Raw genomic sequence first — 15,622 nt, forward strand, 5'->3', positions numbered from 1 at the left:
CCGGAACCCCTCGACTCCTTCGCACTGCCGGCGCCCGGAGGACCGGCCTGGTCAACCCGTCCGCTTCGCAGACCACCAAGGGGTTCGCATGCGCCTTCGCACCACGACCGTCCTCAGCTTCAATTCCCTCGCTGTCCTTGCCCTGACGGGCTGTTCGACCGACGGTGCTGATTCCATCGACCCGACATCCTCGGCAACCGTCTCGGTGCGCTCGGATGGCGAGAGCGCCCCGGCGTCCGCTCCGCTGTCCTCGGCCGCACTGGCCAAGCGGCTCCTGGACGAGAGCGATTTGGGGGAGGGCTACACACGCACTCCACAGCGCCCAGTGCAACAGTTCACCGCACCCGCGGGACCCCCACAGAACGGCTGCCCGGCGCTGGAGACGCTCGGTGGCGAGGCAGCGGCCGGCGGCGGCCTCGACTTCCCGCGCAGGGCGAAGGTCTCCTTCACCTACGCGAGCGGCACCGGCTCGGAAATGTCCGAGGGTTTGTACAGCGGCACCGTGGCCGAGCTTTCCGGCGGTGTGGGCCGGATCTTCGAGGCGATGACCTCCTGCTCCAGCTACCAGCTGGTTGTCGGCAGCACCGCCATTAGTGTCACGACCCAGAAGGTGCCTGCGACCCGGCTGGGGGAAGAATGTTGGAGCCTGCTGCTCACCTTCACCGATGGCGGGCGCGGTAGCGTCATGAAGCAGACGGCCGTCCGCACCGGGACGGTAGTTGTCGTGATCTCCGGTAGCCCCAGCCTGGTCGACGCCCAGTTGCGCAAGGCGGTCGCCAAGGCCGCAGCGGGCAGGTCTACGGGGTGATGAGGCGGGATCGGCAGGCATGGGCGGCGCCACAGGCGCCAAGGTCAAGGCCGGTTCCCGTACCGCACCGTGTGCCCCTGGAGGCCGGAGCCGATAAGGCCGGTCTCCAGGGGCGCCGTCGTGTCAGGCCAGGGTGGTCAGGTTCTGGACGAGGGAGCGGGCTTCGGGTGTGAGGCCGTCGAGGATGTCCCGCTGGTAGGGGGTGTCGGGTCGGGCAGCGAGGTCTTGGACAGCGGCCCAGTTTTCGGCGATCACCCGGAGAGCCTGCTGTGCTTGCTGGATGGCGTTCTGCCGGTGGACGCGGAACTGTTCGGCGCGCTCGTGAGGCTGCTCCCAGGTGATGTCTCCCCGCTCAACGAGCTGGGCCAGGGGCGGGGCGGGGTCGCCGTCGGCGCGGCGGAGAGCGTCCGTGTGGTGCACGGACTGCCGGAGCTGTTCTTCGTGTTGGCGCTGGTCGAGTGCCGCAATGGCGTCGTCGAGGGTGAGCAGGCCCTCGGTGACTTGTTCGGCGAGGTCGGAGGCGTGCTCGCGCAGGCGGTCGTGCTGGGCCTGGATCTCGGCGGCGCGGGCCTGGAGTTCGCGGACGGTGCTGTAGGCGGCATCGAGGCTGAGGTTGCCGACGCGGACCTGTTCGGCGAGGTGGGGGTGGTGCTTGAGGACCGTGGCCGCGTTGGAGAGGCGGGTCAGGCTGACGCTGTGGAGCTTGGCGTGGTGGCGCAGGGAGTGTTCCGAAAAGGAACGGGCCATCGCGACGATCATGGCTTGCTGGCCTTTGCTGATGTGCCGGCGGCGCAGGTTGTGGGCGAGGACCAGCCCCTTGGGGTCGCTGCCGGTGTAGGTGGCGAAGCGCGGCTCGACGCCGGCGATCTCGCAGGCGGCCAGACGGTTGCGGCCGTCGAGGAGGACGCCGTCGGCGGTCAGGACAATGGCTTCGTGCTGGCCCTCGGTTTTGATGGACTCGGCCAAGTCGTGGAGCTCGTCGGTGCTGAGCATCGGGAACATGTCGGCGGTGGGGTGGGTCTGGATGATGTGCTCCTTGTCGGGTGGGGTGCCGGTGGGGGCGCCGCAGATGTCCTACGGCGTTGTCAGACCGGAGGGCAGGGCTGTCGTTGATCGGTTGTAATCGGGGCTTTCGGCGGCTCTCGGCAGTGAGTGCGAGGCGTGCTCGGCCGCTGTACCGGGGCTGGTGCTCACCGCGTCCGGTGAGTGTGGGACGGCGGCGGTGTGGATGTGGGGGGTGTCGCGGCGCTGGCCTGCGCTGTGGACAGGAGGTGGGGGATGCGGGGGCTCCGGGCTTGCGCGGCTCGTGCACCTGGGCCGGGGGCGTGCCGGTCGCCGAGGCGTTGGATGCGCCAGACGAGAACTTCGGATGCCGATTTGGCGTCGCTCAAGGAACGTTGCTGGGCTGCCTGTTGGAGGACGGTTGCTGGGTTGTGGCCAGCGGCTTCGGCGGTGGCGAGGGCGGCGGTGAGTGCGGGCCAGGCAGCCTCGGTGAGGATCTGTCCGGAGTGGGAGGGCAGGACCTCGTGCAGAGTGCGGGCGTACCGGCGGACGGTGCCGTCGGAAGGGCGGCGCCTGGCGAGTACGGCGAGGCTGGTGGGGGCGAGCTGGTCGTAGGCGGTTTGGAGATGGATGAGCGTTTGCCGGGCGGCGGCTACCTGCCGGTCGTGGTGGCCCAGCGCCCTGCGGCGCTGGGCTGCGAGGACGACGAGGATGGCGGCGTCCAGGAGCATGGCAAGGCCGGTGTGGTCCGCGGGCTGGTAGCGCATGGCTTTCAGAGCGCCACGCAGGGCGCGGGCGTGCTGGTGGTCGGCGCGGGCACGGGTGTGGGCGGTGTGCTCGAAGGCGACTGCGGCGCGATGGAGTTCGGCCTTGAGGTGGACAGGAGCGTGGGCGGGCAAGACGTAGAGGGCTTCACTGAAGGCGGTCAGGTGTGCTTGGGCAGCGCTGTCGTTGGTGTGGTCGAGGTGGTGGGGGATGCGTTCTGCGGCAGCAGTGGCCACGTGCCACGGGCTGGAGCGGTGCTGGCGAGCTGATGAGGCTGCGGTGGGTTGTGCCTCGGCAGCGGCAAGGCGTTGTCGGATCTGGGGGAGGGACAGGTCGGTGGCGAGGCTGGAGCCGGAGAACCAGATGGGCGTGCCGTCGTCCGGCAGGGCGACCTTGTAGCCGCCGAGGTCGCCAGAGGGCAGAGTGCGCGTTTCGACCTGAAGGCCGGCATCGGCGAGCAGATTGAAGAACTCGTCCAGGTCCTTCGCGTGGGACAGCGCGGTACGCACGGTGTCCCGCAGCTGCTCGCGCGCCGTCTTGTGATGGCCCAGCCGTTTGGCCTTCTCCTGCTCGGCGCGGGTGGGGCGCTTCGCCGCCGGACTGCCGGCGGCGGCTTCGGGGCCGCGCGGAACCTGGGTGAGGCCGAAGTCCTTCTCGACTCTGGTGAGTTCCGTCATGGCGCGGTGGTAGTCGTTCCAGTTCCGCGGAGGGCGCAGATCGCCGCGGACTTTGGTGGCGACGATGTGGATGTGGTCGTCCGCGTGGCGGACGGCAACCCACCGGCAGCCGTCCGGATCATCCTCGGGTGCGATGCCGGTCGCATGGACCATGCGGCGGGCGACGGTGGCCCACTCGGCGTCGGTGAGGATGCGGTCCTCGGGTGCGGCGCGGAGAGAGCAGTGCCACACATGCCCCTCGGGTGCCTTGTCGCCGGCCTGCCTGACCCGCAGATCCAGCGCCTTGGCGACCTGGCCGAGCCGCTGCTTGTGGCCGGGGCTGTCCCACGGCCCGGGATCGGGGATGAAGTCGTCCCAGGAGGCGACGATGTGCTGGTCGGTGTGCTCGTTGGAGCGGCCCTGTTCGAAGAGGTATTTCAGGACGCCGTAGGTGTTGTTGCCCGGCTTGACGATGTTCGCGATCACTCAGGCCGCCCACTTCTGCCCGGCTGCCCGGAAGGCGGCATCGTCGAGCCCCCGGACCGTCTCGTGGGCGGTGGCGAGCAGACGCTCCGCCCGGTGAAGGATCGCGGCGTCCACTGGGTGTGGATCGCCGTCCGTATTGAGGCGGCGGGCGATCTGATTGACGTTGTTGCCGATCCGGGCGATCTGCGCCCGCATAGCCGCCAGCTCGTCGATCGCGTCGTCGTACACGGTGCGCTGGTCGGGCAGGTGCTCCTCGCCGTTGACGAAGGCCATCACGACCGCGCCGACCAGATGCGCGCCGGTGATCTCCAACGACTTTGCCTTGGTAAGGATCCGCGCCTTCTCATCGACGCTGTAGCGGGCATCCACACGCTCTTCGCGACGGCCTTCGCTGCTGGCCGTGCGGCGGTGCGCGGCTCGATAGAGCGCGGCTTCATCGGCTGCACGCGCGACGGCAGACGATGACTGTTCTTCGACGACGACGTGCCCCACGCCCTCCTGCTCCGGCGCGCCCTCGCGCCGGAGCAGCTCCACCGCCACCCCCGGGGCGGAGGTGTCCGCGATGGACCGGCCTGTGGACGGTCCATCGCTATTGCTTGCTGCGCGTGTGACGGGAGTGGTGACCATCTGCTTCTGGGGGATGGGGAGTTCGGGGTACTGGTCGCGCACGACGAGATGTCCTTGTGTCGGGGTTGCGGGGGTGGTGGGTTCAGGCGGCGCGCGGTTGGGTGTTGAGCTCGGCGAACTGCTCGGCGGCGAGGTCGAGCAGATCCACCTGACGCCGCTCCGGGAGGCGGGCGGCGGTGGTCAGGACGTCGTCGATGCGCGGGTCGAGGGTGCTAACGGCATTCAGTCCGGCGGCGCGGGCGACAACCAGGCGCAGCTCGGCCTCGAGCCAGGCCCAGTGCTCGGTGGTGGGCACCGGGATCCCGTCATCGGTCGCGCCCCTGAGACGGTTCAGGTAGTCGCCGCCGGCGGACAGGATGTCGGGCAGGGGGATGTCGTCGCCGGCCATCCATCGGCCGTGTTCGAGCAGGGTGAGGATGGCGCAACGCAGCAGGCTCATCTCGTCGCGTTCCGGAGCGGTGCAGATCGGGCAGGCGTCGTCGATGCAGGTCCAGGCGGACACGGTCGAACGGGGCATGGCAGGCGGGCCTTTCAGCGATGGGTGGTTAGAGGTGCGGGGGGAGCGTTCAGTGGGGATGGCCCGTACGGGCGGGGTCCTGGTGCTCGGCCTTGACCGCGTTGACGATGCTCTGGGCAAGGTCGGTGCCGATCTGGTGGCCGTCGGCACGGACGGCTGCCTTGAGGGAGTCACGCGAGAGGCGACCCGTCTCGCGGTAGATGCGCTCCGCGTACGCGATGAGGGCATCCCGCGGCAGGTCGGGCTTGCGCCCTGGGCGCTTCGGCTCCGGCTTCTCGCCAGGCTCGGCACCCGTGTCTCTGCCCGTACTCACCTCCGAGCCTGCATCAGTAGCGGATCGAGGGCGGACGATGGATTCCGGGCGGTCCGACCGGTGTACGCCGTCGTCGCCCGGATTCGGTACGGCCTCCGGGCGCTCGGGCCTTGCCCGCTTCGCCGCTGCAGTGTTGGGCTGGCTGACTCGGTCTCCGGGCGTCTCCCACCGATCGGGCAGTGGGAGCGAGGCCAACCGTGTGGCCTGCTGTCGGGTCCCGAGCTTCCGCAGCAGCAGCTCGTCCTGGCGAAGATCACCGTCGACGTCGGCCCTCTCCAGCGCTTCATGCAGGCGCCGAGTCGCACGCCGGCCACGCCCCTTGTTGCGCTTCGTCTCGGGCATCGCTTCGATGCGGAGGATCAACGTGACGGCCCGGCTCAGGGCGCGCTCGCGGATGAGTCGTGCGGCATCGGCGTCCTGGTCGTGGATGCCCAGGCGCGCCAGGAGTCGCTCGCGTGCCTGTCGGCCGAGGATCGCGAGCAGGCTGCGTGAGGCGGCCTCGGGGGCGTGGTTGCGTAGCTCGATTCCCATGGCCAGGTGCCAGAGGACTGCGGCCATGACCGGGCCGATCAGGGCGCGGACCGTGCCACCGACGGGACCGGACTCGGCGTAGGCGGGGATGATCTGGCCTCCGGTGATCACCCATACCAGGACGCCAGGCGGTCCCGGCGCCTGCCTGGGACCCTTCAGGTTCTGGCGTGCCATCAAGGCCATTGCGAACAAGGCCAGTTCAGCGATGGCGAACATGAAGGCGCGCTCGACGATGCTGCCCATGTCGAGGTAGTCGGCGGCGAAGCGCCAGCTGGTGTCCGCGTTGTAGGCGGTGCAGCCGATCGCGGCGACAGCGGCCACCGGGATGGCGGCGGTGTCACGCCGCTGCCCGTTGTCGCGCTTCCGGGAGCGCTGCCACCGCCATGTTGCGACCAAGGCGAGGGCGACGAGCAGGAGTGCGACTGCCGTGGGCGAGGTGATCCAGTGGGCCACGGATGCTGTCGGAGTCTCTTCGGCGCTTGTGGGGACAGTGTTGCCGGACGTCATACAGGGGCTCTCCAAGGACTCGCGCGGCTGAGGGCATGCCTGCGCGCGGGCGGGGTGAGGTGAGGGTGGGAAGGGGGAGACGCGGGCTGCCGTCAGGCGGCGGGCGCGGTGCGGCGTCGGTCGGGGCCGGTGAGGATGACTCGTTCGGTCATCTCGGCGAGGCGGGAGGCGACGCGGTCTCCGAGCGCGGTGCGCAGCTCGGCGGTGGGGAGGTTGGTGGTGATGAGGGTGGGGAGCATGTGCTCGTACCGGTGGATGATCAGCCGGTAGGTGAGCTCCTCGGTCCATGCGCTGGTCTTGGCCGCGCCGAGGTCGTCCAGGAGCAGCAGCGGGCAGCGGGCGAGCGTCTGCAGTTCCCGTTCGCCGTCGTGGCCGGCGCGGGGGCGGAGCCGTGCGTGGAGGTCGGCGGAGGTGGTGGCTTCCCAGCGCAGGCGGACGCCTCGGGTGAGGAGGGCGCGGACGGCGCCGTATGCCTGGTGGGTCTTGCCGGTGCCGGTGGGGCCGGCGATCAGCAGCGACGGGCCTTCGGCGATGCCGGGTCCGCTCGGGCCGGGGCGTCCGGCGCGGGCGATGTGGTCGGACCAGGCGGTGATCTGTGGGTGGTTGGCCAGGGCGCGGCGGTAGCGGGCGGGGATGCGGGCGTCGGCGAGTTCCAGGGCGGTGACGGACTCGGGAGCCGGCTCGTGGGCGGCAGCGGCGGTGGGGTCGATGCCGCGGTTGGCGAGGATTGCGTTGAGTCGGTCGGCGAGCGGGCCGACGAGCTGGGGTGCGCGGGTGAGGGTGGCGGTCAGAGCTCATCTCCGTAGGCTGCGACGACGTCGGTGGGGTTTGCCCACGCCCTGTGGACGGTGGGTTTGGCGGGGGATGCGGCGTTCATGACCTCGTGGACGAGGCTGGGCAGGACGCCCGGGGACAGGCCCTTGGCCCGATGGCGTTCGAGGGCGGCCCGGAGGTGGGTGGGGGAGATGCCCTCGTCGAGCAGCCTGCGCACCTGTCCGCCGAGATGGTTCAGGAAGGCATCTGGCGGACGGTGGTTGCACGCGGCGACGTACTCGCCAAGGAGCTGACTGGCCGAGACGGTGTCGGGCGCGTGGGCGCTCGCGCCCCCCGAAGGGATATCTCCTAGATCCACGGTCCTAGGTCCTAGATCCGGACGGTGAGACGTCACTGCTGCCTCACTGAGCGCTCCCTGATCCCTCACGGAGGACTCCGTGAAGCGCTCCTGATCTGCGACTTCGCCATCGGGCCCCGGATTCAGCGCGGACTCACGGACCTCGCCGGAGCCCTCAGGGAGGACTGCGTGAGGCGTCCGGGAAGACTCCGTGACACCGGCTTCTACGGCAGTCGCGTCAGTGACCGAAGCGTCATGAACCGGGCAGCCCGGGAGGCGGCTCTTGCTGGGCCGGTTGATCTTCTGATGCTGATGCCAGGTCACGACATGCAGGTACCGCTTGTGATCCGGGCCCTTGTAACGGCAGATCAGCCCGGCGTCGGAGAGCTGGGCGAGGTCCGTCTCGACATCGGACGGAGTGTGCTCCGGGCGCAGCACCCACAGCTGCCCGGTGATGATCGCGGCGTGGTCGCGGTGGCGGCCTTGGTCGTCGGCCTGGGTGAGCAGGCCGAGGAAGGTGCGCTCGGCGGTCAGCGAGACGGCGGCCAGGGACTCGGAGACGAAGGCTTCGGGCTTGATGGTGCGGATTCGTGCCAAGAGCGGGGTGGTCCTCACTCGGTGGCCTGTGCGTGGACATCAAGGCTCACCGTTGGTCGGGGCGGGATTCGAGGGGGGTATTGGCGCGGACGCGCGCCGGGATGCGATGCGTTTCCGGGGGTGTCGTCAACATAGCCACACCCCAGTTGCGCAAGTCCAGCCCTATCCGGCGCAATCTCTCACGGCAGAAAGGCCGCGAGAAATGGGGCTCGGTAGCGGGCGGGAGCAAAACCGTAAGGCACGATCCGCTGTTGACCAAATAGTTGCCCGGACTGCAGAGCCAGAAGCATCACATCGGCAAGCCGTTGACGAGCCGCCGACGGGGAAGCTACAACACAACACCCCACGTCAGAGCCATGAACGATGCACCTTTCCGTGCCCCTTCCCGACCTCCGGGAACCGCATCTCGGCGAACGACGCGGAGCGCAACATAGACCACGATCGCCGGTTACCCAAACCGGCGAATGGACCTTTCAATTGGAGTCATGCCCCCACGCTCATTGGAAGTCGGACCCGCAGGAATGCAGGCGGCCCGCACCATCGAAATGCTCCGAACCGAACGCGGCCTGTCACAACGCCAGTTGGCCGGCCGCGTGACCGCCTTCTGCCGCCCGATGTCCAACACCATGCTGTCCCGCATCGAACGCGCCCAACGCCGATGCGATGCCGACGACCTCGTCGCGATCGCCGAAGCCCTCCTGGTCTCGCCTCTCGTGCTGCTGCAGGGGCCGACCGCCATATGACGAGGGCCGCTCAGCACCGCTGACCGAGCACGCCCCACCCAGTAAGGACCCGCCCTTCTTGCACCACTCCGACATACCCCCTGCCCTCGTACGACGCCTCCCCGGCACCGAGGGCGGAGCCCCCTTGCCCCGTCTCTACCGCCCCGAAGAAATCGCCGAAGCCCTCGGCTGCTCCGCCTGGTGGGTCAAGGACCGGGCCCGACGCGGACTCATCCCGCACACCCGCGTCGGCCGCGCCTACCGCTTCACCGCCGCGCACCTCGCCGAGATCGTCCGCCTCCACGAAGAGCGCCCGAAGCGATCCGTCAGCAGCGCGCCGGCGAGTCGGGCAGTGACAAGTCCTCCCGCGGTACGAACTCGTGCCGCGCGGTCTCCTGAGCCGACTACGGCCTCGACGCCAGGGCGTCTGCGGGCTCGACCGCCGCGCCGTACCCAGTACGAGACCGTCGCGTAGCGCGCCCGCGCCCAGTCACAAGCCGAGAGCACGGGAGGAAGACGGAAGTTGGGTTTCGCGGAGAAGCGCGGAAACTACTGGCGCGGCCGGTACAAGACCGCGCCTGGTAAACACCTCACGGTCGTCGACGACACCGGCAAAGCGATCCGGTTCGCCACCAAGGGCGAGGCCCAGCGCGCCGCGAGCGAGGCCGAGAACAAGTACCGGCGCGGCGACTGGCGCGACCCGGCACTCGGCCAGGAGACCTTCGGCGAGTACGCGAACCGCTGGTACGAGGCCCAGGACCTTGCCGCCTCGACCATGCAGAACTACAAGCGCCACATTGAGGAGCACCTGCTCCCCGACTTCGAGGGCAAGGCGCTCGCCGGCATCCTGCGCACGGACGTCGACCTGTGGGAGAAGAAGGAGAAAGCCGTCTACGCGGCCTCCAGCGTCAAGACCTGGCGCTCGACGCTCCACCTGATCTTCGAGGACGCGATCGACGAGGGCCTGATCACGTCGAATCCGGCCGCGAGGCGGCGCGGGCGCGGCAAGCGCGCCGGCCGCTCCCGAGACCGCGGCCCGGAGAAGGTCGTCACCGACCCGCTCGGCATCCTGTTGACCGCCGAACGAGCTGCCCTCCTCTCCGGCCGCGACGACGAGTTCGTCGCCGTCGTCCTCAAGGGCTACACCGGCATGCGCTGGGGTGAAATCGTCGGCCTGGAGACGGAATTTGTCCGCCCTAGCTCCGTTCGTGTCGAGTGGCAGCTGTACGAACTCGACACGGGCGAGCTCGTGCGCTGTCCACCCAAGGACGACAGCTACCGCAACATCGACGCGATGGGCTGGCTGTCGGCCCTGGTTGCCAACCACGTCGCCCGTACGAAGCCGACGCCTTGCCCGTGCCACGGTAAGACGTACGTCTTCCGCGGGCAGGGCACAGCTCGCACTGGCGGCCACCAGGGCGCGAAGCTCGTCGACGTCGCACGCCGTGCCGAAGTCTCCACCGGCACGGTGTCCAACGTCCTCAATCACCCCGACCGCGTCACCGAAGCCAAGCGGGTGAGGGTGGAGCAGGCGATCGCGGACTTGGGGTTCGTGCGGGGCGGCGTGGTGTCGGAGCATGCTGCCCACTGGCGCCGAAACGGCTTTGGGACGTGGCTGTTCACTCCAGCAGCCTCGGGCTGGTACCCGAAGAAGGCGCCGCAGGAGGCCCGCCCCGTGCCGGTCCTCGGCGAGCCGTGGCCCGGTGTCCCGGCGCGGGGACGCGGTGCCAGCGACCGGGCCGACGCCTGCTGGCTCCCGATCGCCAAGGGCCTCACGCCCCATGGCCTACGACACACCCACCGGACCGTGATGGAGGACCTCGGCACCGCGAAGGTCCTCATGGACCAACGCATGGGCCACATCGATGGCTCGGTCTCGGCGCGCTACGCCCACGTCACACCGGGCATGCGCAAGCGCCTCATGCTCGGCCTGACCGAGCAGTGGGAGACGGCCCTCGATGCCCGGCTCGCCATACATCTGGCGTCCCCTGTGCGCGTCCTTAACGATCTCCTGCACACACGCAAGCAGGCTCGTAGTCTGACGGCGCATGCTTGATGCGCGACACGCGCCCCACGCGATTCACCGCGTGGGGCGCAGCGCTTGCATCGTGTACCGCTGCTTTCGATCGCCTGGGATCAGACGGCGAAGGCTTGACCGCATACGAGGCAGTGATGCGGGCCCGACGCGTCTTCAGGGACCTTTACCGGCTCGTACGAGTGGCATGGGGATGTGACGATGACCATGTCGTCGGGCTCGGTAAGCGGAGCCGGTACGTCCGGTGTGTCGATGCCGCCTTTGAAGTCGAACCTCAGGTGCTTGCTGCTGGCACCCTTGAACGCGTCGCGCAGTTCTTGTTCGATCTCTCGCGTCGCTGCAGGGATAGCCGTGCCTTGGGCATATTCAAGTTGTTCCTGCGTCCACCAGGAGTCCATTCCTGCAGGCTGCCCGCATAGGGGGCAGTGGTAGGCCGCTGGGGCGGGCTGCCCTTCGGCTTCCTCGTTCGCTGGACCGTGATGCCACTTGAACTGGCGCACGCAGTGTGGGCATTCCCGACGGAGGAACCCGTCGTGATCCAGAGGCAAGGTCAACTGGATGTCCACGTCACGCTCCGCTCACGAACTCGTCGATCTCGATTGCTGTCCCATCGACGGTCTTGGCAGTGATGGTGATGGTGAAGTACGAGTTCGAGCGTGACGCGAGAGAGTCCGACGACATGCGCCCCACGCGCACGGACTTGCCTTCGGGCAGCTTCGAGACAGGGAATTCATCGGCGTTTCGCGTGATGAGCCCAACCTTGGCATCAGCGTCGACGTCTAGCTCGTACACGTCGCCGGGACCGTGGTTGGTGATCTCGACAGCATCGATCTTGTTGCGCCCATTGTCGATGTACCGGGCCTTCAGCCGGGGCGTGCCCGCCGCCTGCGATGACGGCAGTTTCCGGCCCATCGGAAGCCCGCCGCCCGGGGGAACCGGTGGAGTCAGGTCGCCGGCCTCGTGCCAGTCCGTCCCTGTCAGCCGGACAGCACATCCTGCGGTTTCCAGACGGGTCGCGAGATCCTGCCGCTTCTTGACGCTGTTGTCGAGACGGACGACATGTCGGCCGTGGATGTCGCTGAAGACCTTCACCTGTCCGAGTTCCACGATCACAGTGCGGTCCGCGTCGCGGCCCATGGCCATGCCCGCTTCGAAGAGCACGTTCGGGCGGGGCTGCATCTGCGGGTTGCACTCTGGATCGCCTGGGTGAGTCAGGCTCTCGTGCAGGTAGGTGACATCGTCCGGGGTCTGCAGGACGACGACTGCCGGGGCGCTACCGAATGCCGCATCGAGGATCTCGCCGATGTACGGGGAGCCCTTTCCCGTCATACGGCCTGCTTCCGACCACTCGATCGGGTCGAGCCCGATGGCCCGCAGGAACTCGAACAGTCCTCGGCGTGCCCGATCGTTGCGTCCGTGGATCACGAACACTCTTCGGCGATCTACCCCACGCCCGTCCTCTGTTGTGGTTGGCATGCGTTGCTCCCTGCTGATGTACGAGAGACCTGTGCCACTCGACGTTAGCGGCAGGGTCTGACAACGGACTCAGCTGACGAGCTCTCCACGGCCACGGTGCTCAGGTTCTCTTACCCATCCGTCGCTGGCGCCCGACTGACGATGTCGGACAGAGGCCCGCGATAGGTGGTGCCGAGCTTGCTCACCACGCCCAGGGTGGCGCCGGGCCCGTTCTTCATGCGGCTCACGTAGTTTTCGGGCAGCAGCACTCGGTCACCGACCTCAAGTGGTGTGCTCCCGTGCCAGCGGTAGGCGTATCCGCCGACGTCCACGACCTGGTAGCCGCCGATCTCGTAAACGCGCTTCGCGTCGTCCAGCTGCTCCTCGAGCTCTTTGACGCGCTGCTCCAAACGCTCGATCCGGGATCTGGAGTAGCTTGCACTGCTCTCACTGGCGGACTTGTAGCCTTCGCTCCACCCGCGTCGGTGAGCCTCGGCCACAGCTTTGTCCTGCTCCGTCGCATGCGTGCCGCACGCCACGTCCGAGCCCGATATCCGGACCTTGCATGGGTTCCCGGAGCGGGTCTGGCGCCCGCAGGTGCGGTTGTGCTGATCTGTCATGTGAGATCCCCCTGGAAGCTGACCGTGATCCTCTCTCAGGTTTGCTGCCGAGGGGACGGCGGAAATCAGACATACCTCGGATCTGTTGATTGGTGCGTGGCGGTGCCGTCGACCTGACTCAATGGACGCATGGAGACCGGGGAACGCTGAGCGTATCGGGCCACGCCGAAGGAACTGGGTGGCGCGGTGCGCCAGGTCGAGATTGTCAGGGTCCGCGGTTCTGGAAGATCAGGGAACATTCATGTGCGGTTCCTGGATGGTGAAGAAGCTGGCCTGCAGGAGTGGGTGAGCCCCAGCTGCCTGATGGCCTCGTGGAATGACGTTGACTCCTTCAGAGCGGATGACACGGCGGAGCTCGCGTTGGCCGAAGCGTCGAGGGAGGTCCGGGGCGGCACGGAGTTCGAGGCGGCCCGGATGATCCTCGGATTCGTCCGTCCGAAGAACAGGCTCCGCCTGCGCCGAACGGTGGCCGACGCCGGGGTCCTGGAGCTGAGCCACCTCGATGAGACGGCACCGCTCATCGGCATGGACGCAGCTGAACTCCGCAGCGACGCTATGGTCTACGAGAACCGCAACGGCATGTGCCTGGCTGGGTGGCCGATCGCCGAGCGCGTCGCCCGTCAGGTGGCCGGCCGCCTCGCCGACGAGATCCTTCCGGAGGTGGACCGCAAGCAGCAGGGCATCGAGCAGGAGCGCGCCCAGTCCTCCTGGTACTCCTACAGCCGACGGGACGACCGGAAGCTGGATGCGGAGGTAGCCGTCCTGCGAACCGTCCGGGCGTGGTGCGGCGAAGACAAGGCCGACCGCTACGACGAGTTGGTAGCCCTGCGCGCCGAGGTCATCCGGCTCGGAGAACTCGTCGAGAAGGCGGTCAAGGCCCTACGCGACCGAGGCCACGGCGTCATCGCCTCCACCATTGAGCGCGACCTGGGCGTCCATATCGCCACCCTTGATCCTGATGTGCGTCGATGACGCCGCGCCATGGGTCTGGCTCCGGCTTCGGAGGCGTTGGCTGAGCTGGAGGCTCCTTCTCCGGCCGGTCCGGCCGCCAGCCGTCGAGGAACGGTCGCAGCTGCTTCTTCGTCGGCTCCACGTTGAAGTCGCGGGCGGCTAGACCCTTGCCGTTCGTCGTGGGGTCGAGCTGATCGGCCTCCGCGTTCCCCCAAGCCGACCACTCCCGCAGCCTCTCAGCTTCGGGGGCATCATCCGACGCGGCGGCGACTTCATCCAGCGCGGCGCAGAACGCCCGGATCTCACCCGCGGCCCGCCACTGCTCAAGGGCTGTGCCGAAGTGCTCAGCCCGTACCGCGTGAACCGCCAGGACCGAAGCCGCACTTACCGCGGCCTCCCACTCCCGCCGCTCGCGCTCCTCCCGCTCAGCCGCCAGTCGCCGGCGCTCGGCCTCCTGGCGCTCCCGCTCCTGTCGCAGACGCTGTTGCTCCGCCTCTCGTTCCAGCCGGGCCCGCTCTTGCTCCTCCGCGCGTGCCTTCAACGCTCGGAAGATTGAGGTGATCTGCTCCTCCAACGGCTTCTTGGCCGTGTCGGCCCACTCCTTCTTCCAGCCGTAGTTGTAGCTGTAACCCGAGTTCTCGCTGACCAGCACCTCCAGTTCGCCGGACGGCTCGAACTTGTGGGCCGGTGTGACCCGCTGCCAGTCGTACGTGCGTCGGCCCGGCTGCTTGGGGACGTACCGGACCTGCTTCTGCCGCTCACGGAAGCCGACCTCGTACGTCCTGCCGTGGACGGTGAGCAGCGGCCTCGGCTGCCTGCGCTTCTTGGACACCGCGATCTCGCCGTACCGCGCGAGTGCCTGCTCGGCGAGCAGTCGGATCAGCGCCAGCACCCTCGGCAGGACTTCCTCGGAGATCTCGAAGGCGCTGTGGTCCTTGGTGACCGCGGCGAGCACGTCCTCGACGTCGGTGATTACACGGCTGCGCGCCAAGCGGATCCGGTTCCACTCGGTGTCGTCTTCACCGGTCACCCGGAGCAGGCCGAGGAAGAAGTCGCCCTTCGCCCGCCCGCTGTACTTCAGGTGATACCCCTCCGGAGCGCACTGCCGCGCCGCGTCGAACGCCCTGCGGTACCGAGCCCGTTCCGCCTCGCTGGGGTCCGGGATCCGAAGGAATCGTCCGGCCTCCCGCACCTGCGCGATGAGCGCGGGCCCGACAGCCGCTGGCGATGGGCGCGGAGGTTTCACCATCCGTTTCGGGGCGGGCTTCGTCTCGGTCGGGGGATCGGCATCCTGCGACGGACCAGCGGCAACCGGCGCCCCGGCTTCAGGCGCCGCCACGCGAGGCTTGCGTGGAGCCATCTCCGGACGGTCGGGATGATGCCCGTGCTCCAGATAGAAGCGCCCCGCGTCAGTGATCTCCGCCTGCCACCTCCCCTTCTTCCGGGGCATGGTCACCAAGCCCCGGTCCCTGAGCGCGCGAGATGTGACCGCGAGTTCGGGGCTGTCGGACGTGACGGGGTCGGCTCCGCCCCCGATACGGGTGAGGAGCGCGAGCTGCCGGTCGTTCAACGGAGACCAAGGGTGCATGGCGATCGTCGTACCGTCTGTCGTCACTGCGACACAAGTCGTTCGGGCCTACCTGTTAGCCCTCGACGGTGCTGCGGTGCAAACCGCTGGGACAGGGCTGCTGGCTGAGCGAAGTTCCACTGTGTCCATGAAGCGCATGAGTATCAGTGGGCCAACGGGGTGGGGGCACACGAGTTCAAAGGGGGACGAGCGCATCAGTGTCCGTCGCCTCTAGCATCCCGGTCTGACAATCAGGCCCCAGCATCAGGTGATTCCGGTCGTTCACCGGCTGTGGCGTGAGCTGATGGTCGTGTGGTTGTGCGGACCGTGGCGCGCGGCCTGCTCTGGTATT

The 15,622-nt window shown here is 68.3% G+C and carries 16 protein-coding genes; 5 read left to right on the forward strand and 11 right to left on the reverse strand.

Translation table 11 applies throughout. The annotated features are described in order from the left end of the window. Positions 1 to 88 precede the first annotated feature (88 nt). Positions 89 to 808, forward strand: coding sequence for a hypothetical protein (locus J5X86_RS02950; protein ID WP_208515226.1), 720 nt, complete (start codon positions 89 to 91; stop codon positions 806 to 808). A gap of 123 nt (positions 809 to 931) precedes the next feature. On the opposite strand, the gene J5X86_RS02955 is transcribed toward J5X86_RS02950, so the two are convergent. The 7 genes from J5X86_RS02955 to J5X86_RS02985 all read right to left on the reverse strand — a co-directional run bounded on the left by J5X86_RS02955 (position 932) and on the right by J5X86_RS02985 (position 7,920). Next, positions 932 to 1,801 (reverse strand): plasmid replication/partition related protein, encoded by an 870-nt coding sequence (locus J5X86_RS02955; RefSeq protein ID WP_208515227.1) that lies wholly within the window; start codon positions 1,799 to 1,801, stop codon positions 932 to 934. Positions 1,802 to 1,998: 197 nt separating this feature from the next. Beyond that, positions 1,999 to 3,717 (reverse strand): relaxase/mobilization nuclease domain-containing protein, encoded by a 1,719-nt coding sequence (locus J5X86_RS02960; protein ID WP_208515228.1) that lies wholly within the window; start codon positions 3,715 to 3,717, stop codon positions 1,999 to 2,001. Continuing rightward, entirely contained in the window at positions 3,718 to 4,386 is a 669-nt protein-coding gene (locus tag J5X86_RS02965; RefSeq protein WP_308124427.1) for a MobC family plasmid mobilization relaxosome protein, read from the reverse strand. Positions 4,387 to 4,426: 40 nt separating this feature from the next. Beyond that, positions 4,427 to 4,846 (reverse strand): hypothetical protein, encoded by a 420-nt coding sequence (locus J5X86_RS02970; protein ID WP_208515229.1) that lies wholly within the window; start codon positions 4,844 to 4,846, stop codon positions 4,427 to 4,429. Positions 4,847 to 4,910: 64 nt separating this feature from the next. Beyond that, positions 4,911 to 6,212, reverse strand: coding sequence for a hypothetical protein (locus tag J5X86_RS02975; protein ID WP_208515230.1), 1,302 nt, complete (start codon positions 6,210 to 6,212; stop codon positions 4,911 to 4,913). Positions 6,213 to 6,304: 92 nt separating this feature from the next. After that, complete coding sequence (locus J5X86_RS02980; protein WP_208515647.1) at positions 6,305 to 7,003, reverse strand: ATP-binding protein; 699 nt, start codon at positions 7,001 to 7,003, stop codon at positions 6,305 to 6,307. After that, positions 7,000 to 7,920, reverse strand: coding sequence for a hypothetical protein (locus tag J5X86_RS02985; protein WP_208515231.1), 921 nt, complete (start codon positions 7,918 to 7,920; stop codon positions 7,000 to 7,002). The genes J5X86_RS02980 and J5X86_RS02985 overlap by 4 nt, the downstream gene beginning before the upstream one ends. Before the next feature lie 485 nt (positions 7,921 to 8,405). Between J5X86_RS02985 and J5X86_RS02990 the strand changes: the two genes are divergently transcribed. From J5X86_RS02990 to J5X86_RS02995, 3 genes are all read left to right on the forward strand, one after another. Next, positions 8,406 to 8,663, forward strand: coding sequence for a helix-turn-helix domain-containing protein (locus J5X86_RS02990; RefSeq protein ID WP_208515232.1), 258 nt, complete (start codon positions 8,406 to 8,408; stop codon positions 8,661 to 8,663). Between the two features lie 73 nt (positions 8,664 to 8,736). Then, the gene (locus tag J5X86_RS50365) at positions 8,737 to 9,117 is read left to right on the forward strand and encodes a helix-turn-helix domain-containing protein (protein WP_308124448.1); all 381 of its coding nucleotides are present in this window, start codon (positions 8,737 to 8,739) and stop codon (positions 9,115 to 9,117) included. A gap of 48 nt (positions 9,118 to 9,165) precedes the next feature. Further along, the gene (locus J5X86_RS02995; protein WP_208515233.1) at positions 9,166 to 10,698 is read left to right on the forward strand and encodes a LacI family DNA-binding transcriptional regulator; all 1,533 of its coding nucleotides are present in this window, start codon (positions 9,166 to 9,168) and stop codon (positions 10,696 to 10,698) included. Positions 10,699 to 10,778: 80 nt separating this feature from the next. Here J5X86_RS02995 and J5X86_RS03000 read toward each other — a convergent pair whose 3' ends face one another. The 3 genes from J5X86_RS03000 to J5X86_RS03010 all read right to left on the reverse strand — a co-directional run bounded on the left by J5X86_RS03000 (position 10,779) and on the right by J5X86_RS03010 (position 12,752). Next, complete coding sequence (locus tag J5X86_RS03000) at positions 10,779 to 11,243, reverse strand: hypothetical protein (protein ID WP_208515234.1); 465 nt, start codon at positions 11,241 to 11,243, stop codon at positions 10,779 to 10,781. 1 nt (position 11,244) lies between these two features. After that, the gene (locus J5X86_RS03005; protein WP_308124429.1) at positions 11,245 to 12,102 is read right to left on the reverse strand and encodes a nucleotide-binding protein; all 858 of its coding nucleotides are present in this window, start codon (positions 12,100 to 12,102) and stop codon (positions 11,245 to 11,247) included. A 161-nt stretch (positions 12,103 to 12,263) separates the two neighbouring features. Next, positions 12,264 to 12,752 (reverse strand): hypothetical protein, encoded by a 489-nt coding sequence (locus tag J5X86_RS03010; protein WP_243979222.1) that lies wholly within the window; start codon positions 12,750 to 12,752, stop codon positions 12,264 to 12,266. Positions 12,753 to 12,926: 174 nt separating this feature from the next. On the opposite strand from J5X86_RS03010, the gene J5X86_RS03015 reads away from it, so the two are divergent. Continuing rightward, positions 12,927 to 13,724, forward strand: a complete 798-nt coding sequence (locus J5X86_RS03015) for a PE-PGRS family protein (protein ID WP_374229223.1) — start codon at positions 12,927 to 12,929, stop codon at positions 13,722 to 13,724. On the opposite strand, the gene J5X86_RS03020 is transcribed toward J5X86_RS03015, so the two are convergent. Continuing rightward, the gene (locus J5X86_RS03020) at positions 13,654 to 14,895 is read right to left on the reverse strand and encodes a hypothetical protein (RefSeq protein ID WP_308124431.1); all 1,242 of its coding nucleotides are present in this window, start codon (positions 14,893 to 14,895) and stop codon (positions 13,654 to 13,656) included. The two genes, J5X86_RS03015 and J5X86_RS03020, sit on opposite strands and share 71 nt — an antisense overlap. Positions 14,896 to 15,622 lie beyond the last annotated feature (727 nt).

This window comes from Streptomyces sp. NEAU-YJ-81 (assembly GCF_017592595.1).
Lineage (GTDB): Bacteria > Actinomycetota > Actinomycetes > Streptomycetales > Streptomycetaceae > Streptomyces > Streptomyces hygroscopicus_B.

Excerpts from the sequence above, each read along its gene's own strand:
- J5X86_RS02950 (WP_208515226.1), top strand. The coding sequence starts at position 89 with ATGCGCCTTCGCACCACGACCGTCCTCAGCTTCAATTCCCTCGCTGTC.
- J5X86_RS02955 (WP_208515227.1), bottom strand. The coding sequence starts at position 1,801 with ATGCTCAGCACCGACGAGCTCCACGACTTGGCCGAGTCCATCAAAACC.
- J5X86_RS02975 (WP_208515230.1), bottom strand. The coding sequence starts at position 6,212 with ATGACGTCCGGCAACACTGTCCCCACAAGCGCCGAAGAGACTCCGACA.
- J5X86_RS02990 (WP_208515232.1), top strand. The coding sequence starts at position 8,406 with ATGCCCCCACGCTCATTGGAAGTCGGACCCGCAGGAATGCAGGCGGCC.
- J5X86_RS03010 (WP_243979222.1), bottom strand. The coding sequence starts at position 12,752 with ATGACAGATCAGCACAACCGCACCTGCGGGCGCCAGACCCGCTCCGGG.